The sequence below is a fragment of the Brevibacterium otitidis genome (assembly GCF_042429315.1).
In the GTDB taxonomy this organism is placed as follows: Bacteria; Actinomycetota; Actinomycetes; order Actinomycetales; family Brevibacteriaceae; genus Brevibacterium; species Brevibacterium otitidis.
Genome location: NZ_JBHMAU010000002.1, coordinates 1 through 23112 on the forward strand (window position 1 = coordinate 1; position 23112 = coordinate 23112).

General features: G+C 67.1%; 18 protein-coding genes. 4 read left to right on the forward strand and 14 right to left on the reverse strand.

The features are described from left to right. Positions 1-273 precede the first annotated feature (273 nt). Both ACFFN1_RS00025 and ACFFN1_RS00030 read right to left on the reverse strand, forming a co-directional pair. Positions 274-1365, reverse strand: coding sequence for a branched-chain amino acid aminotransferase (locus ACFFN1_RS00025; RefSeq protein ID WP_376837438.1), 1092 nt, complete (start codon positions 1363-1365; stop codon positions 274-276). Positions 1366-1543: 178 nt separating this feature from the next. Continuing rightward, positions 1544-2596 (reverse strand): 3-isopropylmalate dehydrogenase, encoded by a 1053-nt coding sequence (locus ACFFN1_RS00030; protein ID WP_376837441.1) that lies wholly within the window; start codon positions 2594-2596, stop codon positions 1544-1546. Between the two features lie 148 nt (positions 2597-2744). Between ACFFN1_RS00030 and ACFFN1_RS00035 the strand changes: the two genes are divergently transcribed. After that, the gene (locus ACFFN1_RS00035; protein ID WP_376837444.1) at positions 2745-3596 is read left to right on the forward strand and encodes an HpcH/HpaI aldolase/citrate lyase family protein; all 852 of its coding nucleotides are present in this window, start codon (positions 2745-2747) and stop codon (positions 3594-3596) included. A gap of 359 nt (positions 3597-3955) precedes the next feature. Here ACFFN1_RS00035 and serA read toward each other — a convergent pair whose 3' ends face one another. The 5 genes from serA to ACFFN1_RS00060 all read right to left on the reverse strand — a co-directional run bounded on the left by serA (position 3956) and on the right by ACFFN1_RS00060 (position 10738). Next, positions 3956-5548, reverse strand: a complete 1593-nt coding sequence (gene serA / locus ACFFN1_RS00040) for a phosphoglycerate dehydrogenase (RefSeq protein WP_376837445.1) — start codon at positions 5546-5548, stop codon at positions 3956-3958. Positions 5549-5795: 247 nt separating this feature from the next. After that, positions 5796-7085: a GNAT family N-acetyltransferase gene (locus ACFFN1_RS00045; RefSeq protein ID WP_376837447.1), complete on the reverse strand. Its 1290-nt coding sequence runs from the start codon at positions 7083-7085 to the stop codon at positions 5796-5798. Between the two features lie 156 nt (positions 7086-7241). Next, the gene (ilvC, locus tag ACFFN1_RS00050) at positions 7242-8270 is read right to left on the reverse strand and encodes a ketol-acid reductoisomerase (RefSeq protein ID WP_376837448.1); all 1029 of its coding nucleotides are present in this window, start codon (positions 8268-8270) and stop codon (positions 7242-7244) included. Between the two features lie 198 nt (positions 8271-8468). Beyond that, the gene (ilvN, locus tag ACFFN1_RS00055; RefSeq protein WP_376837449.1) at positions 8469-8978 is read right to left on the reverse strand and encodes an acetolactate synthase small subunit; all 510 of its coding nucleotides are present in this window, start codon (positions 8976-8978) and stop codon (positions 8469-8471) included. Next, complete coding sequence (locus ACFFN1_RS00060) at positions 8975-10738, reverse strand: acetolactate synthase large subunit (RefSeq protein ID WP_376837476.1); 1764 nt, start codon at positions 10736-10738, stop codon at positions 8975-8977. The genes ilvN and ACFFN1_RS00060 overlap by 4 nt, the downstream gene beginning before the upstream one ends. Before the next feature lie 328 nt (positions 10739-11066). Here ACFFN1_RS00060 and ACFFN1_RS00065 point away from each other — a divergent pair, with 328 nt between their 5' ends. Beyond that, a complete protein-coding gene (locus ACFFN1_RS00065) occupies positions 11067-12299 on the forward strand; it encodes a methyltransferase domain-containing protein (RefSeq protein WP_376837451.1) in 1233 nt (410 codons plus the stop codon). A gap of 34 nt (positions 12300-12333) precedes the next feature. Here ACFFN1_RS00065 and ACFFN1_RS00070 read toward each other — a convergent pair whose 3' ends face one another. Further along, positions 12334-13338, reverse strand: coding sequence for a C39 family peptidase (locus ACFFN1_RS00070; protein ID WP_376837452.1), 1005 nt, complete (start codon positions 13336-13338; stop codon positions 12334-12336). A 224-nt stretch (positions 13339-13562) separates the two neighbouring features. Here ACFFN1_RS00070 and ACFFN1_RS00075 point away from each other — a divergent pair, with 224 nt between their 5' ends. Together ACFFN1_RS00075 and ACFFN1_RS00080 are read left to right on the forward strand one after the other, a co-directional pair. Then, entirely contained in the window at positions 13563-15377 is a 1815-nt protein-coding gene (locus tag ACFFN1_RS00075; protein ID WP_376837454.1) for an ABC transporter ATP-binding protein, read from the forward strand. Further along, a complete protein-coding gene (locus ACFFN1_RS00080) occupies positions 15374-17191 on the forward strand; it encodes an ABC transporter ATP-binding protein (protein WP_376837455.1) in 1818 nt (605 codons plus the stop codon). The genes ACFFN1_RS00075 and ACFFN1_RS00080 overlap by 4 nt, the downstream gene beginning before the upstream one ends. A 58-nt stretch (positions 17192-17249) precedes the next feature. Here the strand turns inward: ACFFN1_RS00080 and ACFFN1_RS00085 are convergent, their stop codons facing one another. The 6 genes from ACFFN1_RS00085 to ACFFN1_RS00110 form a co-directional block, all read right to left on the reverse strand. Then, complete coding sequence (locus ACFFN1_RS00085) at positions 17250-18014, reverse strand: HNH endonuclease (protein WP_376837456.1); 765 nt, start codon at positions 18012-18014, stop codon at positions 17250-17252. A 15-nt stretch (positions 18015-18029) separates the two neighbouring features. Continuing rightward, on the reverse strand, positions 18030-18728 hold the full coding sequence (locus tag ACFFN1_RS00090) for a DUF222 domain-containing protein (protein WP_376837458.1): 699 nt from the start codon (positions 18726-18728) through the stop codon (positions 18030-18032). Between the two features lie 446 nt (positions 18729-19174). Next, positions 19175-20296, reverse strand: coding sequence for an ABC transporter permease (locus ACFFN1_RS00095; RefSeq protein ID WP_376837460.1), 1122 nt, complete (start codon positions 20294-20296; stop codon positions 19175-19177). 65 nt (positions 20297-20361) lie between these two features. Beyond that, positions 20362-21015 (reverse strand): ABC transporter ATP-binding protein, encoded by a 654-nt coding sequence (locus ACFFN1_RS00100; protein WP_376837462.1) that lies wholly within the window; start codon positions 21013-21015, stop codon positions 20362-20364. Positions 21016-21091: 76 nt separating this feature from the next. Beyond that, positions 21092-21499, reverse strand: a complete 408-nt coding sequence (locus ACFFN1_RS00105) for an efflux RND transporter periplasmic adaptor subunit (protein ID WP_376837464.1) — start codon at positions 21497-21499, stop codon at positions 21092-21094. A gap of 851 nt (positions 21500-22350) precedes the next feature. Beyond that, positions 22351-23100 (reverse strand): hypothetical protein, encoded by a 750-nt coding sequence (locus tag ACFFN1_RS00110; RefSeq protein ID WP_376837466.1) that lies wholly within the window; start codon positions 23098-23100, stop codon positions 22351-22353. Positions 23101-23112 lie beyond the last annotated feature (12 nt).

The window sequence follows — 23112 nt, forward strand, 5'->3', positions numbered from 1 at the left end:
TTCCGCTCACCCGAGCCCCTGATCGGCCTCGCCATGCTCACACTCGGAGGCCACCGCCCCCTCCTGCCCGGCCGCTGAAGACCCACGGATCAGTCAGTAGAGCCAAAAAAGTGTTCAAACTTCGATGGTGTTTGGGCCCAAACACCATCGAAGTTTGAACACTCTTTCTGCCAGAAGGCCCCAGAAGCCGGTTATCAGCCCCTGCAACCGCAGATTCAGCCGTCACCGGCCCCTGCAGCCCCAACGCGCAAGCCACCTACAGCAGCCAGCCCGTCACGCAAGCCGGTAGAGCCAGCCGTTGGTGTCTTCGGTGCGGCCGTACTGGATGTCGAGCAGCGTCTTGCGCAGCGCCATCGTCTTCTCGCCGGGCTCCTCACCGTGATCGATGGTGAAGTCATCGGCAACGAGCTTGCCGATCGGCGTGATGACAGCAGCGGTGCCACAGGCAAAAGCCTCGACGATCTCACCGGCGGCATGGCGTTCGCACCACTCAGCCAGCTCGATCTTGCGCTCTTCGACGCTCAGGCCCAGCTGCGGGGCGAGTTCGAGCACCGAGCGGCGGGTGACGCCGTCGAGGATCGAGTCGCCGAGCTCCGGGGTCAGCAGCTTGTCGTCGCTGGTGACGAGCATGAGGTTCATGCCGCCGAGCTCCTCGACGTACCTGCCCTCAGCCGCATCGGTGAACAGCACCTGCTGGCAGCCATTGGCCGTCGCCTCGTCACCGGCTGCCAGGGAGGCCGCGTAGTTGCCGCCGCATTTGGCGAATCCGGTGCCGCCGGCGCTGGCGCGCTTGAGGTCACGCGAGAGCCAGATGGAGACCGGCTTGACCCCGCCTGCGAAGTAGGGACCGGCCGGCGAGGCGATGACGTAGTAGTCGGCCTCGTGGCTGGAGCGCACGCCGAGGAACTTCTCGGAGGCGATCATGAACGGCCGCAGGTACAGCGACACCTCATCGAGATCGTGCTGCGGCGCAGCAACCCAGGCGGCGTCGGCGCTGACAAGCGTCGACAGCGAGCCGAGGAAGTCGGCCTCGGTCAGCTGCGGCAGCGCCAGCCGCTCAGCCGAGCGGTTGAGGCGCGCGGCGTTGAGCTGCGGGCGGAAGGTCCACACGGAACCGTCGGCGTGACGGTAGGCCTTGAGCCCCTCGAAGATCTCCTGCGCGTAGTGGAAGACCGAGGCAGCCGGGTCGAGGACGATCGGACCGTAGGGCTTGACGGTATGGGCGTGCCAGCCCTGCTCGCGGGTGTAGCGGATGTGCGACAGGTGATCGGTGAAGTGCACACCGAAACCGGGCTTCTCCTTGATCGCCTCGCGCACCGCGTCCGGAGCCGGCTGCATGTTCTTCAGAAGCTGAAATTCAGTCATCGTCGCTTTCCAGATTCGTGAGTAGCTCAACGTGTTGTGGGATGAGACACACTGTAGTGCATCGTGTCTCGGATCATGACGGCGCCCCGCGCCATTCCGCAGGCCGCCCTCCGGCCGTTCCCGAGGCGCCGGGCACCTCCCCGGTGCCCTGCCCCGTTCCCGAGGCGCCGGCTGGGTCTCAGCCGCCGATCCGGGCTGCGATCGCGTCGCCGATCTCGGCGGTCGACCGCTTCGCATCTCCGCGTTCGGCCAGGTCGGCCTCGACGGCGGTCTGAATCGACTTCGCCACGACCTCCATGCCGAGATTTTCGGCCATGAGGGCAGCAGACAGGATCGCAGCGGTCGGGTCGGCGATGCCCTGCCCGGCGATGTCCGGCGCAGAGCCGTGGATCGGCTCGAAGAGGCTGGGCGCAGTCCTGTCGACATTGAGGTTGCCCGAGGCTGCCAGGCCGATGCCGCCGGTGACCGCTGCTGCCAGGTCGGTGAGGATGTCGCCGAAGAGGTTGTCAGTGACGATGACGTCATAGCGGCCCGGGTCGGTGACCATGTAAATGGTGCAGGCATCGGTGTGCTCATAGTTGACCGCGACGTCCGGGAACTCCTGGCCGACGTGCTCGACGACTCGCCGCCACAGGTGACCGGCGTGGACCATGACATTATGCTTGTGCACGTACGTCAGCTTCTTGTTCCGTGCCTGGGCCTTCTCGAAGGCGAAGCGCACGGTGCGCTCAACCCCGTACCAGGTGTTGACCGAGACCTCGGTGGCGACTTCATGGACGGTGTCCTGCCGCAGATTGCCGCCTTGGCCGGTGTAGGAGCCCTCGGTGCCTTCGCGCACGACGAGGAAGTCGATCTCCCCGGGTTCGGCCAACGGTGAGCGCGCTCCGGCGTAGAACCTCGACGGCCGCAGGTTGACCGCATGCTCAAGGCCGAAGCGCATCTTGAGGATGATGCCGCGCTCCAGCACTCCGGAGGGCACCGACGGGTCACCGCAGGCGCCGAAGTAGATCGCATCGTAGTCGCGCAGCGCGGCGAGCTCCTCATCGGTGAGGGTCTCTCCAGTCTCATGCCAGCGGCGGGCGGAGGCGTCGAAGGTGGTGGTGTCGAGGGTGACCGGCTCGCCGGCGGCTTCGATCGCGCGGGTGAGCACCTTGAGGCCCTCGGGCACGACCTCGGTGCCGATGCCGTCTCCGGGCATCACTGCGATCCGGTGCGTCGTCTGCGTCGTCATAAGGGTTTTCTCCTCGGGTTCGCTCGGCCTCAGGTTCGCTTTCAACCACCCTAGAAACCCGTCTCACATGACTACAAAATGTCTTGCATGCTGGATCCGGCTTTCTGTTGGGGTGATCCGCTGGCGATTGCTTCGTAGACTCGTCGGTATGTCTCAGACACTGCGCAACACTCGCGCCGCCGCCCTGCCTGCCAAGCTCAGCCGCTCTTGGCTGCTCATCAACGCCGCCAAGAAGGAGACCTTCGAAGCAGCGCAGACCTCTGAGGCCGACTCCCTCATCTACGACATGGAGGCCGCGGTCCCGGCAGAGAAGAAGTCCCTGGCCCGCGACAACGTCGTCGAAGCCCTCACCAACGACATGGGCGGCTGGGTGCGTGTCAACTCAATGGGCACCGACGAGTGGGAGGAAGACCTCGCGGCGCTCAACCGCACGCCCGGACTGCGCGGAGTCATGCTGCCGAACACCGAACGCCCGGAACAGGTCACCTACACCGCGATGCGCGTCGGCGCCGAGGTGCCGGTGCTCGCCCTCATCGAAACCGCCCGTGGGATCGAGAACGCCACCCGCATCGCCGAGGCACCGGGCACCTTCCGCTTGGCGCTGGGCACCAACGACTTCCGCAAGGACACCGGCGTCGCCGATGATCCGATCGCCCTGGCCTACGCCCGCTCGCGCCTTGTCATCGCCACCCGTGTGGGCGGACTTCCCGGCGCGATCGACGGCCCGAGCCCGGTCGGCGCAGGCAGCGGCCAGGTGACTGAGGACTGCGCCTGGACGATGAAGATGGGCATGACCGGCAAGCTCGTCATCGACACTGAGCAGATCCAGACCCTCAACACCGAATTGGCGCCCAGCGAAGACGACCGAGCATGGGCGCGCAATATGCTCGCCGAGGCCGAAAGCACCGACGACATCGTCGACGGCTCCTACCTGCCTCGCCTGGCACGCGCGAAGAAGATCGCCCAGCTGGCCGACTCCTACGGTCTCTGGAACGCCTGATCACCACCGGCGACAGGCCGGCCGCAGCCGCTGCGGCCGGCCTGTCGCATGCGTGAGGGGCGTCATACCTCTCCGGCTGGACAACTGAATGAACATGAGCCTGCTGCATCTCATCAGCTGCGCCTGACCGAAGCCGCCGAGCCGCCATCGAGCCAGGAGGCGATCTTCGGACGCACCAAACGCGAGGGCGCCACGCTGTCCGGCGGAGGCGAATTCGAGGCCCCAGACTCCTCACTCCCGCTCCCCGGCACCCCGGTGCCGTCCCCACGAAACGGCAGGACGCCTCGGGCACGGTGGCGATCCGTTCCCGAGGCGTCCTGTCGCAGGTGCCCGGCGGCCGGTGACCGGCCGGTCGGGTGTCAATCCTCTTCGAGGCAGACGGCGGTGAACTGCGAGGCGTCGACGGCACCGGCGAGGGCGTTGACGGTCTCAGTCGGGATCGCGCGGTCGACGGACATGACGGCCAGCGCCTCGTCGCCGGTGGAGCTCGGCGAGACCTGCATGCCGGCGATGTTCACCTCGTTGCGGCCGAGCGCCTGACCGAACATGCCGATGATGCCCGGCCGGTCCTCGTATTGGAAGATGAGCATGTGGTCGGCCAGCGGCATCTCCATCTCGAAGCCGTTGATGCCGGTGAGCTTCTGCACCTGCTTGGGTCCAGTGAGGGTACCGGAGACCGAGACTCTGGAACCGGCCGAGGTGGCCGCGGTCAGGGTGATGACGTTGCGGAAGCCCTCGACGACTTCGCTCGTGCGCAGCTCGACGCCGACGCCGCGCTCCTCGGCGAGCATCGGGGCGTTGACATAGGATACCGGCACCGAAACGACGTCCCGGAACAGGCCCTTGAGGGCCGCGAGCTTGAGCGCGGAGACGTCCTTGGCGGCGATCTCGCCCTGCACGCTGACGGTCAGGTGGGTGACCGAGGAGTCGGCCAGGGCCGAGGTGACGCGGCCGAGGCGTTCGACCAGCGGGATGCCCGGGCGCACGTCGTGGTCGATCGCGCCGCCGGCGACGTTGACGGCATCGGGCACGAGCTCGCCGGCGAGCGCCAGACGCACCGACTTGGCCACAGCCACGCCGGCCTTCTCCTGCGCCTCGACGGTGGAGGCGCCCAGGTGCGGGGTGACGTTGACGCAGTCCTGCTCCATAAGTGCGGAGTGCTCCGGCGGCTCCTGGGCCCACACATCGATGCCGGCACCGGCCACCCGGCCATCGGCCACCGCCAGTGCAAGCGCCTCTTCGTCGACGATGCCGCCGCGGGCGACGTTGACGATGCGCACGCCCGGCTTCGTCTTGGTGAGCGCCTCCGCACCGATCATGCCGATGGTCTCCGGGGTCTTGGGCATGTGCACGGTGACGAAGTCGGAGCAGGCCAGCAGCTCGTCGAGGCTCATGACGGTCACGCCCATCTGCGCTGCGCGGGCCTGTGAGATGTAGGGGTCGTAGCCGACGAGCTTCATGCCGAAGGCACGGGCGCGCTCGGCGACGAGACCACCGATCCGGCCGAGGCCGACGATGCCGAGGGTCTTCTCGTACAGTTCGACGCCGGTGAGCTTCGAGCGCTTCCACTCCCCTGCCTTGAGGGTGGTGTTGCCGGCCCCGAAGTTGCGGGCGGAGGCGAGGATGTGGGCCATCGTCAGCTCCGCGGCCGAGGTGATGTTGGAGGTGGGTGCGTTGACGACCATGACACCGGCGCGGGTGGCGGCGGGCACGTCGACGTTGTCGAGGCCGACGCCGGCGCGCGCGATGATCTTGAGCCTGCTGGCAGCGCTGATCGCCTCCTCGTCGACCTGGGTGGCCGAGCGGATGAGGATCGCATCGGCCTCGGGAATGGCGGCGAGCAGTTCGCTGCGGTCGGCTCCGTTGCAGTGGCGCGTCTCGAAATCGGGTCCCAGGGCATCGATGGTGGCAGGCGACAGATTCTCGGCGATGAGCACCACAGGCTTGGTCACGGTTCCTCCTTGCGCGGCGCCGGCTCGTAAGCGTCGCAGGTTTCGGTTCGGTCAGGCTGCCGCACACCTCGGCGGTGGCGCGGGGCTGCACGGCGTACGACAGCTATCGTAGTGACCCCTTGCGGACGCATCCGCAAGGGGCCACATGGCAAGAACCTGATGCGCCCGCTCAGAACCCGTCGGAGGCTTAGGCGCTCAGAGCCCCTCGGAGGCTTAGGCGTTCAGAGCCCCTCGGAGGCTTAGGCGCTCAGAACCCGTTCGGGCCGTACGGGGCGCGCTCGAGCGCGAAGAGCTCGCGGGCGCGCACGGCTGCGTCGTCACTGTGCTGAGTGATCCGGCCGGCGCGGGCGAGGATCACCGGGTCGGCGCCGCCGAGGTAGATCGAGCCGAGTTCGGCGACCCCGAGTTCGAGATCGACCGGGTGCGAGGTGGAGACCGATTCGACGCTCGCCGAACCTCCCGAGGCGGTGATCTGGAAGGTGCCGTCTGCGAGGTTCATATCGTCGTGGACGCGTATGGTGAGGGTGCCGTCGACGGGCCAGGAGCGGGCTTCGAGGGCCTTCTGCACGTCGAGGATGCGCAGCCACACGGCATCGTGCTGGTTCTTGATCTTCACCCGGCGAGGGTTGTCGACCAGCCACGGCAGCGGTGAGGTCTGGGCGGCTTCGTCGTAGACGACGCGTTCGACGAGGTCGATCGCGGCGACGAAGGCCCACAGCGAGGAGTAGGCGGCGTCGGAGACCGCGATGAGGTCGATGACCTCGACGGTCGGCGGGTCGGTCTTCCAGCCCATGAACTTGTAGCTGACGTAGCCGTCGGGGTTGCCGTCCTCGTCGTAGTGCAGGGCGGCGCGGACGTCGCGGTCCTCTTCCCCGGTCTCCGGGTTGATGGTACCTGAGGCCATGTCGACATAGGCCTGCTGGCGTTCGATGGCTCCCGGGGAACGCTGCATGAAGCGCTCGTAGATCTGCGGGGCCAGCTCGGTGAGCACCGAGGCCGGGCACATCTCGACGCGGCGGTCCGGTTCGCAGGCCAGCTTGAAGCCCGGCGAGGTGTCGAGTTCGACCGTCGACATCCATGTCGAGGTGCCGAAGCCGAAGCGGGTGTAGATGCCGCCCTCGGTCACGGTCAGGGCGGCCAGCGGATAGCCCGCCGCCTTCGCCTCGGTGAGATTGGCGGTCATGAGCGAGCGCAGCAGCCCGCGGCGGCGGTGGGTCGGGCGCACCGTCACCCAGGTGATGAGGTGGGCGGGGATAAGGCGTCCATCGCCGACGTTCATCTTCTTCTCGAAATGGGCGAACGTCGCCACCGGGGTGTGCGCCTCATAGGCATACGGCAGGTTCTGATCGGCGTAGACGGCCGTGAGCACCCGCTTGTCAGCGATCGTGCGGCGGGCCTTCTTGACCAGGGCCTCGTCATTGAGCTTGCGGTCATGGAACCCGGCGGTGACGATCTGCAGGTAGGCGGCGGTGCGCTCGTCGGGCACACCCTTGTCATCGACGACGGGCTCGAAGGTTTCGAAACGATAGTTAGTCACGACACAACACTAGCCGAATGACGGCCCCGTGCTCACCGCATCCGTCCACGAATCAGCGGATCATCTCAAGGAGAGAGCAGCGGACCGTCGAACACACAGGCGGCCCGGTCCAGCACGGACCGGGCCACCCGGGTTCTCCTCAGCACACCTGCTGCATCAGCGCGCGGCGGTACCTTCGGTGTAGTCGTCGTCAGTCTCCTTGAGCCAGGCGAACATCTTGCGCAGCTCGCGGCCGGTCGACTCGATCGGGTGCTGCTCCTCCTTGGCGCGCAGCTCGGTGAACTCCGGTGCGCCGGCAGCCTGATCGTCCATGAAGCGCTTGGCGAAGCTGCCGTTCTGGATGTCGTCCAGCACAGCCTTCATGTTCTCCTTGACCTCCGGGGTGATGACCCGGGGGCCGGAGACGTAGTCGCCGTACTCAGCGGTGTCCGAGCACGACCAGCGCTGCTTGGCGATGCCGCCTTCGACCATGAGGTCGACGATGAGCTTGAGCTCGTGCAGCACCTCGAAGTAGGCGATCTCCGGCTGGTAGCCGGCCTCGGTGAGGGTCTCGAAGCCGTACTGCACGAGGTGGGAGACGCCGCCGCAGAGCACGGTCTGCTCGCCGAACAGGTCGGTCTCGGTCTCCTCGGTGAAGGTCGTCTTGATGGCGCCGGCGCGCAGTCCGCCGATGCCCTTGGCGTAGGAGAGCACGGTGTCCCAGGCCTTGCCCGAGGCGTCGACCTCGACAGCGACGAGAACCGGCACACCGCGGCCGTCGACGTACTCGCGGCGCACGACATGGCCCGGTCCCTTCGGCGCGACCATGATGACGTCGACACCCTCAGGAGCAGTGATGTAGTCGTAGCGGATATTGAAGCCGTGGATGAAGACGAGGGTCTTGCCGGCGCTCAGCCGATCCTTGATCTCGTTGTTGTAGATCTCGGCCTGCACCTGGTCAGGAGCGGCGATCGTGATGACGTCGGCCCACGCGGCGACCTCGGCCGGGGTTCCGACGGTCAGGCCCTCCGCCTCTGCCTTGTCGCGGGACTTCGAGCCCTCCTTCAGGCCTATCCGAACGTCGACGCCGGAGTCGCGCAGGCTCAGCGAGTGTGCATGGCCCTGGGAACCGTAGCCGATGACGGCGACCTTCTTGCCCTGGATGACGGACAGGTCGGCGTCGTCGTCGTAGAAGCGCTCTGCCATGGGAATCTCCTTGTGTTGGGGTTGTTCTTCAGTTCCTCCGGCGGCGTCTGCCTGCCGCCGGATCTTGTCTCAATCGTAGTGCCGGACCCTGAGACGGGCGTCACTGCGTCCGGATGCTGTCTGCTGGTTCGGACGTCTTCCGCTCCCGAGGCGGTGGCCCCGTTCCCGAGGCGGCGGCTCCGCTCCCGAGGCAGTGGCTCAGACGCGCGGGGCTCTGTCGGTCATCGACTTCGCCCCACGGCCGATGGCGACCGTGCCCGACTGCACGATCTCCTTGATGCCGAAGGGCTCGAGCACCTGGCGCAGCGCATCGAGCTTGCTGCGCTCGCCGGTGGCCTCGACACACACGGTGTTGGGGCTGACGTCGACGATGTGACCGCGGAACATCTCGACCGCGCTTGCGATCTGGGGCCGGGCGGCGGCATCGGCACGGACCTTGAAGATCATGTGCGCGCGCCTGACCGAGGCCTCGGGTTCGAGTTCGACGATCTTGACGACGTTGACGAGCTTGTTCAGCTGCTTGGTCACCTGTTCGAGGGCGACATTCTCAACATCGACGACCACGGTGATGCGGGAGAGCTCCTCGCGTTCGGTGGTGCCGACGGCCAGGGAGTGGATGTTGAAGCCGCGCCGGGCGATGAGCCCGGTGAACCGGGTGAGCACGCCCGGCTTGTTCTCGACGAGCACGGAGAGGGTGTGACGGCTCATGCCAGACCTTCCTCTTCTTCCTCTGCCCCGAAGTCCGGGCGCAGGTCACGGGCGTACTGGATTTCGTCATTGCTGACACCGGCGGCGACCATCGGCCACACCATCGCGTCCGGCGGGACGGTGAAGTCGATGACGACCGGCCGGTCGTCGACGGCGAGGGCCTGCTGGATCGCAGCATCGACATCCTCATTGCGCTCCACCCGCAGGCCGAGTGCACCGTAGGCCTCGGCGAGCTTGACGAAGTCAGGCACGCGCACGGTGTTGTGCCCGGTGTTGAGGTCCGAATGGGAGTAGCGGCCGTCATAGAACAGCGTCTGCCACTGCCGCACCATGCCCAGGGACGAGTTGTTGATGATCGCGACCTTGATCGGGATGTTGTTGATGCCGCAGGTGGCCAGCTCCTGGTTCGTCATCTGGAAGCAGCCGTCACCATCGATCGCCCACACATGGCGCTCAGGCTGACCGACCTTGGCGCCCATCGCAGCCGGCACCGCATAGCCCATGGTGCCCAGGCCGCCGGAGTTGAGCCACGAGCGCGGCCGATCATAGGAGATGAACTGGCTGGCCCACATCTGGTGTTGGCCCACACCGGCGACGTAGACGCCCTCCGGCCCGGTGAGCGCCGAGATCCGCTCGATGACGTACTCGGGATCGCACAGACCCTCGGCATTGTGCTCATAGCCCAGCGGATAGGTGGTCTTCCACGAGTTGAGCACCTTCCACCAGCCGCTGAATCCGTTGTCGAACACCTCGGACTGGTTCTCGCGCAGCTCGCTGTGCAGCTGGCGCAGCACCTCAGCGGCATCGCCGACGATCGGCACATCAGCCACCCGGTTCTTGCCGATCTCAGCCGGGTCGATATCGGCGTGGATGACCTTGGCGCGCGGGGCGAAGGAGCCGAGATCGCCGGTCACCCGGTCGTCGAAGCGCGTGCCGACGGCGATGAGCAGATCGGACTGCTGGAACGCCGCCACCGCCGAGACGCTGCCGTGCATGCCCGGCATCCCGAGGTGCTGGTCGTGGGTGTCGGGGAAGGCCCCACGCGCCATGAGGGTCGTGGCGACGGGAATCTTCGTCGCCTCGGCAAGGGCGAGCAGCTCCTCCTCCGCCCCGGAGCGGATGACGCCGCCACCGATGTAGAACACCGGACGACGTGCGGCAGCGATGAGCCGGCCTGCCTCGCGGATCTGCTTGGCATGCGGTTTGAGCGCTGGGCGGTAGCCCGGCAGCTGCGGCTCTTCCGGCCAGACATAGGGTGCTGTGCTGGCCTGGGCGTCCTTGGTGATGTCGACAAGGACGGGCCCTGGGCGTCCGGTGTGGGCGATGAAGTAGGCGCTGACGATCGCCTGCGGGATGTCCTCAGCGCGGGTGACGAGGAAGCTGTGCTTGGTCACCGGCATCGTCATGCCGACGATGTCGGCCTCCTGGAAGGCGTCGGTGCCGAGCATGTTCGAGGCCTGCTGGCCGGTGATCGCCATGATCGGCACGGAGTCCATGTGTGCGTCGGCGATCGCGGTCACGAGGTTCGTCGCCCCGGGTCCAGACGTCGCCATGCACACGCCGACCTTCCCGGTGGCGGCGGCGTAGCCTTCGGCGGCGTGGCCTGCGCCCTGTTCGTGGCGGACGAGCACGTGGTTGATCTTCTCGGAGTCGAGCAGCGGGTCATAGGTCGGCAGGATGGTGCCGCCGGGAAGCCCGAAGACCGTGTCGACGCCGAGGCGCTCTAGGGTGCGCACGACTGCCTGTGCGCCGGTGAGCATCTCCGGTTCGTGATAGTCGCTGCGCCTGGCCGGGGCGGCGTGCGCCGGGCTCGGCGTCGGAGGCTGCGGAACGGCCTGTCGGGCCGGTTGCGGTGCCGGGGCGTGGGATCCCACGGGGACTCCTTCGGTCTGATCATGAAAAACGCCCCTTACCGGTTCGGTATGGGGCGCGCGGATCGTCGTCAAGCGACAGCTTACGGGTGAACCGCGCGCTGCATAATGAGGACGACGAGAAGGTTGTTCATGGCCTTCATCTTTCCCGCCGGCGATAGGCATGTCAAATGCCGGCCGCTATCGTCCGCATCGTGGGACGACTATGATTGCGGTGATGGAATGCGCTCATTACGACGCCGGTCGATGCCGGTCCTGCACCCTCCTGCCGCTGCCCTCCCCAGTGCGGGTGCAGCGTTCGCAGGATGAGATCGCGCGCCTGCTGGCGCAGGCGACCACCGCCTCGGGCGAGGCGACCGGCATCCGCTGGCTGCCGTCTGCCACCGGCCCGGATGCCGGCTTTCGGAACAAGGCGAAGATGGTCGTCTCCGGCACTGTCGACGCCCCCGTGCTCGGGATCCTCGACGAAGCCGGTGCCGGCATCGACCTGCGCGATTGCCCGCTTTATCCGCAGGCGATCCACCGGCTGCTCGATGCGGTGCCCGCACTCATCCGGCGCGCGCAGATCCCGCCCTATGACGTCGCGCGCCGCCGCGGGGAGCTCAAGCACCTCATTGTCACCGTCAATGATGCCGGTGAGCTCATGGTGCGGTTCGTGCTGCGCACGCCCAAGCCGGTGGAGCGGATCCGCGAGCACCTGAGCGTGCTCACCGCAGCGGTGCCCGGGATGCGGGTGGTGAGCGCGAACATCCACCCGCAGCACACCGCACTGCTCGAAGGCGCTGAGGAGATCCACATCGCTGGCGACCGGCACTTGCCGATGCGCCAGGGCCAGGTGACGCTGCAGGTGCTGCCGCGCTCCTTCGTACAGACGAACACGGCGGTGGCCGGGCAGCTGTACGAGCAGGTTGCGGCGTGGGCTGATGAGATCGAGGCCCGGCGCCGCCCGGGCACTGGGGGCGCCGGCGGTCCCGGATCAGCTGACGCCGGCACTGGCGCCGGTCCTGACGCCGGGACGCTGCGAATCTGGGATCTGTACTGCGGCGTCGGCGGGTTCGCGCTGCATCTGGCCGCGCCGGGGCGTGCGGTCACCGGGGTCGAGGTCTCCGCTGAGGCGATCGCCTCAGCGCAGGCAGCCGCCGCCGAGGCGGGACTCGCCGCCGATTTCGTCGTCGCCGATGCCGCCGACTGGGCCGGTGAGCAGGACGTGCTGCCCGATGTCGTTGTGGTGAATCCACCGCGGCGCGGGATCGGTGCGCTGGCCGGCTGGCTGGAGGACTCCGGCATTGCCGATGTCATCTACTCCAGCTGCAATCCCCGCTCACTCGCCCGGGACCTCAAGCAGATGCCCAGCTATCAGGTGACGGCAGCCCGGATGCTCGATATGTTCCCCCACACCGCCCATGCCGAGGTGGTGGTGCAGCTGCGGCGCACGGCGGAAGCAGCCTAGTCACTTACCCGACGCGCCGTGCCGCTTCCGGTGTTCAGCGGCGGGCAAGCCGATAGACGAGGCCGCCGGAGCCCTCGGCTGACAGCCACGCTCGTTCGAAGGCCTCCCGCGGATAGACTGCGCGCACACCGTCGGCGATCGCCCGGCCGGGATCGTGGACGCGGACATCGCCTGCGGCGGTGACGCCGGTGATGATGAGCAGATGACCGGCCGTCGGGTAGCCGGCCTGGGGCAGCTGTTCGGAGGTGAAGGACACGGAGGCGATGAGCACCTCCCCTGCCGCCAGCAGCTCCTCGGCCTCCCGCATGCTGGCAAGCGTGTCGAGCCGTGCATTGAAGCCCTGCCCGTTGGCCCAGGCGACGTTGAATGCCCAGTTCCCGGCACCGCCGTACGTGCGATCCCACACTCCGCGGATCGTCGGGTGGACGCGGTCTGCGGCGTCCTCACCGGCAGGAGGTGATACTGCGCGGGCGTCCAGCTCGGCGTGTGCGCCGCCGGCGGACAGCCATTCCATCACCATCGTCAGCGACGTCGGTGAGCACCAGCTGTCGGCCTGCGCAAAGCCGTCGAGCACACCGCAGGCGTGCTGGCTGATCTGCGGCAGCCGGTGCTCGATGTCGATGCCGCGCGGAGCCGAAGCGGTGATCTCCGCACGCGGCCGGGCTGGTGTGCGGGTGAGAGCATCGATCCAGTGCACGGTCACAGGTGCTGCAGCTGCCCTCGCGGCAGGCACGGCCCGGACTGCCAGCTCGACGAGCCGGGCCGGGCCGCCGAGTGCGGCGGTGTCGACGATGACGGTGTCGGCGTCGGTGCGCAGACCGTGGACCTGCTGGGCGGTCAGCGTCGTCGACTCCCCTGTCCCCTGACTCGACCAGGAGGCCACGGTCACCCAATCGGAGAACGCGCCGGTCACCTCGGCGGCGGCGCGCACCCGGATCTCGGCAGTGATGCCCGGCGGGGTGTCGATGTGCCAGAACGGGATGATCTGCGTGCACGGCTGCACGTGCAGGCGAACCGTGTCGGCGGTCTCGGAGCTCATGCCGGCCAGCGTATCCGACGCCGCCGTCCACGCGTGCGCGTCTGAGCGGTCAGAATGCAGCGCCGCGGTCAGGGTGCAGCGCCGCGGTCAGGGTGCAGCGCCGCGGCGCGATTCTGCCACCAGCAGACGGAGCGGGTGAAGAAGTCCGATGCGCATCCGTGCAGGTGCCCGAAACTGCACTAGGCTGATGAATCATGCGCTCACTGTGGAGATTCTGGCCTGACGTGCGAGCGCGGCTGGGCGTCTACCTCTTCATCTTCGTCCTCACCCTCGGATCGATGGGCATCGCCCTGCTCGTGCCGATGATCACCGGCTGGGTCGTCGACGGGCCGATCGCCCGCGGTGACTTCGCCGGCATGCTCGCGCCGCTGGCCCTCATCCTGCTCATCGGCATCGCCGAGGCGGCCGCCGTGTGGCTGCGCCGTCGGCTCATCGCGCCGATCACCTCGCGCTGGGAAGTGCTGTGGCGTGAGCGACTGTACGACCGGCTGCAGTACGTCGCCGTCGGCGTCCACGACGCATGGCCGGCCGGCCAGCTGCTCTCCCGCGCCGTCAACGACCTCTCCCAGCTGCGGCGGTTCTTCGCCTTCGGCCTGCAGTTCCTCATCGCCAGCCCGCTCATCGTGCTCGGCGGCGGCATCATCCTCGCGTCCCTGCACCCGTACTTCGGCATCATCGCCATCGCCGCAGCCGTCCCGACCGTCACCGCCATTGCGGTGCTCGAGCGCCGCTACCGGCTGGCCTCCCGCAGCGCCCAGGACACTATGGGCGAGATCGCCACCGATGTCGAAGAAGCCGTGCAGGGCATCCGCATCCTCAAGGCCTTCGGCCGCTCTCCCTGGGCGGCGCAGCGGTTCCGTGCCCTGTCCGAGCGGCTGCGCGGCTTCGAGCTGACGAAGGCCTCCGTCGATTCGTGGATGTTCGGCGCTGCGATCATGATCCCGGTGCTTGCGCTCACGGCGATCCTGGCGGTGGGCACCTGGGGTGTGATCGGCGGGTGGATGACCGTCGGGCAGGTCATCGCCGCGCTGACGGTGACGATGTTCCTGCGCATGCCCATCGAGATGGTCGGCTTCCTGCTGGCCGACTTCCTCATGTCGGTCACCGCCGCCAATCGCTACTGGGAGGTCATGGACCTGCCCTTCGACATCACCGACCCCGACGGTGAGATCAGCGAGGACCCGCAGCCGCACAGCTACGCCGGGCACATCCGCTTCGACGCGGTCGAGTACCGCTTCGCCGATGCCGAGGAGCCGATCCTCGCACACATCGACCTCGATATCGCACCAGGTGAGACGCTCGCTCTCGTCGGTGCGACCGGCACCGGCAAGACAGCACTGGCCGCACTGCTGCCGCGCCTGCAGGACGTCACAGCAGGATCCATCACCCTCGACGGCACCGATCTGCGCGACTTCCGGATCAACGAGCTGCGTCGCATCGTCTCCGTCGCCTTCGAAGACCCGGTGCTGTTCTCCACGACCGTGCGGGAGAACGTCGCGATGGGCCTCAAGCACGCTGATGACCGCACCGTCCCGGCTGCGGCGAGCGGCACCTCGGGAGCGGGGGACACCACCTCGGGAGCGGGGGACGCGGATGGCCCCGACGCCGAGGTGTGGGAGGCGCTTGAGATCGCAGCGGCAGCCGATTTCGTGCGCCGGCTGCCCGACGGTCTCGACACCGAAGTCGGCGAGCAGGGCCTGTCGCTGTCGGGCGGTCAACGCCAGCGGCTGGCACTGGCGCGCGCCGTCATCGGCAAGCCCCGGGTGCTCGTCCTCGACGACCCCCTCTCCGCTGTCGACGTCGACACCGAGGACCGCGTGCAGACGGCACTGCGACGAGTGCTCGGCGATTCGACCACACTCGTCATCGCTCACCGGCCCTCCACCGCCGCCCTGGCCGACCGGGTGGCGGTGCTCGACGGCGGACGGATCACCGACACCGGCACCCACGACGAGCTGCTGGCCCGCAACCGCCACTACCGCGACCTCATGGGTGCCAGCTCACACGCCGCTGCCGAGACTGAGGAGGCGCGCCGATGAGTCCCGCACAGCCGGACCGGAGCATCGACCCGGAGATCGAGGAGCTGCCGCCGGACATCTCCCGGCGGGCGCGCAGACTGCTCGGCTCGCTCATCCGCCCGCACCTGGCGCTGACGGTCGTCCTCATCGTCTCGATCACCGTCGGCGGGATTATGAGCGTGGCCGGTCCGTTCTTCGTCGCCCGCGCGATCGACGATGGGCTGCCGGCTGCGCTGGGCGGCGACACCGGCCCGCTCGTCGTCGCGATCGCCGCGGTCGCGCTCACCGGCGTGGCCGATGCTGCGGCGACCTGGCTGAGCATCCGGCTCAACGGCAGGCTGAGCCAGAAGATCCTCTTCGATCTGCGCGGCCGCCTGTTCACCCATGTGCAGCGTCTCGACCTGCGCTATCACGAACGCTCGACCTCCGGCCGGCTCGTCTCCCGTCAGACCTCGGACATGGAATCCGTCCAGCAGTTCGTCTCACAGGCGCTCAACGGCATGGTGCTCTCGCTGCTGACGATGTCGGCGATCGCGGTGACGCTCGTGGTCATGAACGTGCCGCTGGCGCTCGTGGCGTTCGCCGGGTTCATCCCGCTCGTCTTCCTCACCGTCTACGCTCACCGGCAGCAGCGTTCCGCGTACCGGCGCACCCGCACCTCAATCGCCCGGGTCATCGTCCAGTTCGTTGAGACGATGGGCGGGATCCGCGCGGTCCAGTCCTTCCGCCGGCAGCGCCCGGGTCTTGAGCGACTGACCGGCGAGGACGCCGTCTACGCGCAGGCCAACACCGATGCCCTGCACGGGGTGGCGACGTTCGCCGGCGGCACCCGGCTCATCGGCAACCTGTCGCAGACCGGGATCATCCTGCTCGGCGGCTGGCTCGTCATCAACGGCTACACCCAGCTCGGTGTGCTGGCCGCATTCCTGCTGTACCTGCGCCGGTTCTACGGCCCGCTCGATGAGCTCGTGCAGTCCTTCAGCCTCTACCAGTCAGCCTCGGCTGCCCTGGAGAAGATCACGGCGGTCCTCGATGCCGAGCCTGATGTCGATGCACCGGCAGATCCGCAGCCGTTGCCTGAGCGGCACACCGGCACCGGCCGGTCGATCTCCTTCGAGGATGTCAGCTTCGCCTACGACGCCGAAGGTCCCGAGGTGCTGCCGGCCTTCGACCTGGAGATCCCCGCCGGGCAGATCGTCGCTGTCGTCGGTGCGACCGGTGCCGGCAAGTCGACTCTGGTGAAGCTGCTGACCCGGATGTACGACCCATCTACCGGCGCGGTGCGTCTCGACGGGGTCGATGTGCGCGGGGTCGACGATGCTCAGCTGCGGCAGGCACTTGTCATGGTGACGCAGGAGTCGTATCTGTTCTCGGGCACGATCGCCGACAACATCCGCATCGGCAACCCCGATGCCACGGATGCGCAGGTCCTCGCCGCTGCCGAGGCGGTGGGCCTGGATCCGTATGTGCGCAGCCTGCCGGAGGGCTACGACACGGATGTGAAGAAGCGCGGCGGCCGGTTGAGTTCGGGGCAGCGGCAGCTGGTGTCCTTTGCCCGTGTGTTCCTCGCCGATCCTGATGTGATCGTCCTCGATGAGGCGACTGCGCACCTCGATATCCCCTCGGAGCGTCTCATCCAGCAGGCACTGGCGCGCGTGCTCGAAGGTCGCACCGCGATCATCATCGCCCACCGGCTGTCCACGGTTGAGATCGCCGACCGGGTGCTCGTCATGGACGCAGGCCGAGTTGTCGAAGACGGCACGCCAGCAGAGCTCATCCACGGCGATAGCCGATTCGGGCGCATGTACTCCGCCTGGCAGGACAGCTTGGCGTGAGGCGCAGCCGCTCATCGCGGAAACTGCCGGCTAGCGATTGTGGTTCCGCGACGGCCTTTCAGGCTGCCAGCAGGTCGATGATGAGGTTGAGCATGGAGGACTCGATGATGCTCAGCTGGGCGCTTGGCTCTCCCTCACCGGCACTGCCACCGGTGCTGGTACCGGCGCCAGCGCAGGCACCGGCCGGGATCTTGGTGCGCGGACCGTCGCGATGGCGGCCATCGCGGCCGCGCTTCTCTCCCCTGGCCTGTGATGCGGTGGTCTCCGGATCCTTCGCCACCGGTGACTTCGCTGGAGACGTGATCGGGATCGTCCGACTCGTGTACTCCTGGCCCGACGGGGTGCGCACCGTCAGCGCATCTGGGGTGGCGGTATGTCGCCAGCCGGGGTTCTCCTTGGCGTAATTGCAGGCTGCACACAGTCCTGAGGCGTTCGCCCAGCTCGTCGCGCCACCGGTGGCATGAGGCGTGGCATGGTCGATATGGCGGATCGGTGCATCACACCACGGCGACCGGCAGACATCGTCGCGGCAGATGACCATCCGCCGCAGCCCGTCGTTGAAAGTCCGGCGCTTGGAGTCCATCGCCACCAGCTGACCGGTTTCCGGCTGGGTGAAGAGACGGCGCAGGTAGACCGCTCCCGAGGTGTTCTGCAGCAGCCGGCGCGTGAAGGCTGCAGGGAGAGGCCCATGGCCGGGCAGCCAGGCGGGGATCGTGCCGTCGCTGATGAGAGCCTCGTCGGTCATGATGAGCTGGATCTCGACGGAGATGTCGGTTGCGGATTCCTGACCGGTCAGGCGGGCGATGAAGAGGTCGGCGGCCATCTGCGCTCCCGTGCGCTATTCTGATTCGCCGGTGCCGACCATCACCGAGGCAGCCTTCTGCAGGGCCGCATACGCTGCCACAGCTTGCGGCATCGGAAAGAAGGCGGTCAGGTACGCCATGTTCCCTGGTGCCGGGCGGACGGAGATGTGCCGCTGCTTCTCCTCGTACTCCATGTGTTCGACGGTGGCTGCGGGATCCGCGTGCTGTGCCAGGCGGCGGGCCTCGCCCGCCAGGCGTTTGAGGCCGGTGCCGGCGAAGAGCTCCTGCAGCGAAGCATCGATCGAGTGGCGCAGATGCGAGGGCAGCCACGCAATCTCCCGGAAGACAGCTCGCACCTTCTCCTCGGAGATCTCCCCTGCTTCCAGCGCGCGGAACGTGCACGGCATTTCGCGCATGAGCACCTGGGCGAGCTTGGCGAACCGGCTGCCCCTGGCAGGGGACTCCTGCCGGGCGAGTGCGATTTCAGCGCCTAGTCCGCGGCAGCGACGATGCGCAGGAACGCCGGCGGCCTTCTCGGTGACGAAACGGCGGTCGATCGCAGCATCGGTCTCCCGCACCTGATAGGCGGTGATCGCGGCCTTGAGTCGCTCGGCCTGGTTCATCCGCTCGAAGGCCTCGGCATCGTCAACGAGCGTCGGAGCTTGGGAAAACGCCACGATGAGCCCCTCGATGTCCATGGCATCGAGCGGTTCTCCACGACGTGTCCTCTTCATACCCCATACGCTACGCTGAGGCACTGACTTCGCACTCTCACCTGGGGAAATGCTGGTGCGGCAGCCAGCCCCACGCCTAGGCCAGAACCGAGCATGAAGGCGACCCCGGCCTCGGGAACGGTCACCTGGCAGAGGTCGGAGCTCAGCGTTCTGCAGCAGCGTTCTGAGGCGATGGACGTTCGCCGCCCACCCTGCCGACTGCTGCGCCCCAACTCGTCTCGGCGGTTGCGGCGAATGCGGGTGCTTGGCGCGAATGTGCAGGGTGTGTCGTTCGAAGCATGGCGTCTGCGAGTCATGTAGAGACGTCTGGTGGCGCTGCCCGAGAGCGTTCGGCAGCGCATCTGGCACATCAACCTCTGATACGGCAACTGCCAGCAATCCATCCAGGATGCTGCTGACGCTACCGCCTGGCTAGACGTCAATGCCTCAAGCCGCACGCCAACACATCACGACATCAACGCCTCTACAGGATCCACCTGCGCAGCGCGCAGCGCCGGGTGCATACTCGCCACCGCTCCCACGACTCCGCCCAGGGCGATCCCGGCCGGTACGAGCCACAGTGGTATCGCTGCCGCCCACCCGTTGACAAGAGCGATGGCAAGGGCGCAGTCTAGGCCGATGACCGTCCCGATCACACCTCCGATCAGACCGATGATCGTCCCCTCCCAGAGGATCTGCGCGAGGATCTCAGCAGTCTGCGCTCCGAGCGCAGCCCGCACGCCGATCTCATGCCGGCGGCTGACGACCGAAACGAGCATGGTGTTCGAGATGCCGAGCGCGCCGATGAGCAGTGACATCACGGCAAGGACGGCCACCATGAGCTGTGTGTCGCTGCTGACCTGCTGGCGCAGTGTCTGAGGGTCGGGTGGAGCCTGCGCGATGACCGCAGAGGTGCCGGATGGGTCGACGGCGAGTGGCGCCTCGCTGGCAACCTGCCCGGCAGCGCCTGGTTCGACGGCGATGGCGAGTTCAACCGCCTCGACGGACCATGCAGTATGCGTCATGGCAGCCATCGGCACGACGATTGCGGAATCGAGCCCTGCTGCCGGATCCGGACTTCGGAAGACACCTATGGCGGTGAAGACCCGACCATCCAGCGTCAGCTGCGTTGGTTCCGTCCAGCTGGACACGCCCATACGGGAAGCCAGCTCGGCGCCGATGAGCACCACCTGCGAGGCGCGTTCCTCATGTCCGTCGTCGTACATCTGGCCGAACGTCGTCGACAGTCTCCACGCGCGGAGTGCCGCTGGCTCGGCGCCGATGACGGTTGCTTCTTCGACCCCAGCACCGCCTGTGCTCACTCGTGCAGGCTGCGTCGACCGGCGCAGCATTCCGGCTGCCGTGACGCCGTTGAGCTCGCGTACACGGTCGAGACGTTCGCGACCGACAAGGCCGGCTTCGTCTGCCGGTACGTCAGTGACATGGACGAAGGTCGCCATCAGGGCAGTGAAGCGCGAGGAGACCTGGGCGGCGACCGTTGAGGAAACAGCGACTGTGGCGACGAGTGCGAGTATGCCGAATGCAACACCGAGGGAGGTGAAGATGCTGTTGCGCCGACGCCGATTCACTGCCTGGGTAGCTTCACGCACGATCCCCGGAGCCACCAGACTCCGCATCTGCAGGCGGTGCCGCTTCATGTGAGACAGCCGTCGGTCAGGGTCGCTGTCCAGTCGGCAGCTGCTGCGACCTGATGGTCGTGGGTGATGATGACGACAGCGCGGTTCTGTGTGTGCGCGAGTGTCTGCAACAGCTCGAGGATGCTGCCCGTATTGGCAGCATCGAGATTTCCGGTCGGTTCGTCGCACAGCATGATGCGTGCATCTGTCGCGAGCGCGCGAGCGATGGCACAGCGCTGCTTCTCTCCCCCGGACAGGGTACGCGGATAGGCCTCGCTGCGATGATCGATGCCGACACGTGCGAGGATCTCATCTGCTGCCGTCATCAGCCGTCGTCGATCGTCGTTGGCGCCTGAGGAGTAGACAGAGGGCAGCAGCACGTTCTCACGCACGGTCTTGTGCTCGATGAGGTGAAACGCCTGGAACACGAACCCGATGGCTGAGCTGCGCATCACCGTGCGCTCCTGCTGGCCCAGGCCTGCCGTGGACGCGCCGTGTATCCGCACGTCGCCTCGCAACGGCCGCTGCAGCAGACCCATGATCGTCAGGAGAGTTGACTTCCCCGAACCTGACGGCCCGACGAGCGCGCACACCTCTCCGGTGCGGAACTCTGCGCTGACGTCGCGCAGCACCGGCACGGTGCCCGCCTCCGTCTCGAAGGAATGCGTCACCGACTCGACGACTATCGCCGGGATCGAAGCGGGTGACGTCCGCGTAGCGGCCGCAGCGGGCGTTTCCGGTAAGCGGCTAGCGTCCTCGGCCATGGATGACAATTCTGTCGCCCTTCTGCAGCTGAGCCGACTGCACCGCCGCGTAGCCGTCTGCTTCGAACACCACGGTGACGACGACCGGTTCGGTTGCTTCGCCTGCGATGCGGTCGATGTACGTTTCGCCACTGCTGCGCATGTGGACTGCGGTTGCAGGCACCCGCAATGCGTCATCGGGTCCGGCTTCGATGACGATGCGCGCTGCCCCGGCTGCTGGTTCGATGCCGTCGGGCAGCTTGAGGATGACAGTTGCATCAGCAGCAGTACCCGCAGCGTCGTCGCCGGACTCTGCTCCGCGCGCACCGCTGCCGGTCTCCGCAGGCGGTGACTGCTCCGCATCCGGCGGGGGAATGACCTGATCAACCGTAGCCGGTGACTCAGAGGTCACACCGCTGATATGCGCGTGCTGACCAGATTGGACCGTGGTGAGAGCCGTCGCCGCAATGCGGCATTTCTCCACATCTTCGCCAGCTGACAGGATCAGCTGGCCGCGCGCCGGAGGCTGCCCCACAGTGTAGGCAACCCGCGTCACAGTCGCTCTCTGCTCGGGTACGAAGACGATTTCATTCGCTGGCGCTGCGGCGGCTGCCGCTTCAGCGGCCCGATCCCGCGTCCTGACGAGGTGTCGATGCTCCTCACCTGTCGTGTCACCGTCGAAGTCCCGCAGCGCAGCTTCCGCGTCAGCGAGAGCCTGCTCGGAATCCGCGTCAGAACGCGGCGCGTCGTAACCGAGCCGCTCATAGAGCTTCTCAACTGCGACTCCTGTGCGAACCGAGTACGGCGCGTCCGCTGGTCCCGCGTACAGGCTGAGACTTCTCAGCGCTGTGTGGAGCTGAGTGACATCGACACCCCGTGTACCGACGGACATCGTGCGAAACGCCGGGACATCTCCTTTCAGCATGATGACCGGACGGGATGAGACTTCGGCCAGGAGCGCACCGCTGTCCAACTGGTCGCCGGCGGAGACTGGAGTGCCGGTGACCACCGGGGTGCTGCCTTCCGCTGCCGAGACGCTGAGATCCGGAGCAAGAGTATGCCGTGCCTCGGCGCGGCAGTCCGCTAACACCGTCCTTTCGACTTGAACGTCGTCAACGTCCACAGTGATCTGCGACGGAGGCGGGGCTGCGCTGTCAGCCGCGCGCTGCTCCGGGCTTCCCGCCTGCGCGGCAAACCACCATGTCGCGGCGTGTGTGATCAGAAGCATGCACACAGCGGCGATGACGGCACTCGTGCGTCGCATCAGCCGAGGAGCTCTCTGCCGGTCGAGAGCGCTGACCTCTTGATGTCGAGTGCGCCGGTGATCTCAGCTTCGTACGCATCGGCGACTGCGGTCAGATAGCGGTCTTCGATGCTGATCCGCTGGTCTGCGTATGACAGCTGCTTCTGACATGCGGCGTCGCTGACGGCGATCGCCGGCGCTTCGCCTCTTCGATCAACGGCGAGGCTCCGGGCGTTCTCGGGGCGTTCGAGAGGATCGCCTGCCGCGTCATGCGAGAATCCGCCATCAGCCATGCAACGCGACCACTGCCGGTCGAGAGCGCGCATCGCATCGTCGTCTGCGGCTGAATTCAGTGCAAAAGCGGCGAGGTTGCTGTCTGTGAAATCTGCCTGAGCGTAGGCATCGAGGGAGCCATAGAGCTGATCGACTGCGGTGAGTCTGCAGCCTCCCAGCTCTGTCGTGATCTGAGTGCCACCAGGGCCGGTGGTGTCGGTGGTCTTCCGCTTCTCTTCAGCACCAAGGTACGCGGCTTGCCAGGCTGCCCGCTGTGTGCTCGAGAGCGTCTGCAGATCTGCCGGCTCGACGTCGCCGTCACTGCCCGAACTCGATGAGTCTGCGGGGTAGCCGGACTGCTGCGCGTCTTCGACCGATATCTCGAAGTCTCCCGGCGGAAGCGGATCGAACACCTCAGCTCCCCCGGAATCGGTCAGCTGCGGCGTGTACACAAAGCCCTGTTCGGACATGCAGGCAGCGATCAGACGCTCTTCCATCTCGTACAGGGC

Coding starts and splice junctions, on each gene's coding strand:
- ilvN (WP_376837449.1), bottom strand. CDS start 8,978: ATGAGCCGTCACACCCTCTCCGTGCTCGTCGAGAACAAGCCGGGCGTG.
- ACFFN1_RS00080 (WP_376837455.1), top strand. CDS start 15,374: ATGAGTCCCGCACAGCCGGACCGGAGCATCGACCCGGAGATCGAGGAG.
- ACFFN1_RS00025 (WP_376837438.1), bottom strand. CDS start 1,365: ATGACTGAATTTCAGCTTCTGAAGAACATGCAGCCGGCTCCGGACGCG.
- ACFFN1_RS00085 (WP_376837456.1), bottom strand. CDS start 18,014: ATGGCCGCCGACCTCTTCATCGCCCGCCTGACCGGTCAGGAATCCGCA.
- ACFFN1_RS00065 (WP_376837451.1), top strand. CDS start 11,067: ATGGAATGCGCTCATTACGACGCCGGTCGATGCCGGTCCTGCACCCTC.
- ACFFN1_RS00035 (WP_376837444.1), top strand. CDS start 2,745: ATGTCTCAGACACTGCGCAACACTCGCGCCGCCGCCCTGCCTGCCAAG.
- ACFFN1_RS00070 (WP_376837452.1), bottom strand. CDS start 13,338: ATGAGCTCCGAGACCGCCGACACGGTTCGCCTGCACGTGCAGCCGTGC.
- ACFFN1_RS00060 (WP_376837476.1), bottom strand. CDS start 10,738: ATGCTCACCGGCGCACAGGCAGTCGTGCGCACCCTAGAGCGCCTCGGC.
- ACFFN1_RS00030 (WP_376837441.1), bottom strand. CDS start 2,596: ATGACGACGCAGACGACGCACCGGATCGCAGTGATGCCCGGAGACGGC.
- ACFFN1_RS00110 (WP_376837466.1), bottom strand. CDS start 23,100: ATGGAAGAGCGTCTGATCGCTGCCTGCATGTCCGAACAGGGCTTTGTG.
- ilvC (WP_376837448.1), bottom strand. CDS start 8,270: ATGGCAGAGCGCTTCTACGACGACGACGCCGACCTGTCCGTCATCCAG.
- ACFFN1_RS00090 (WP_376837458.1), bottom strand. CDS start 18,728: ATGAAGAGGACACGTCGTGGAGAACCGCTCGATGCCATGGACATCGAG.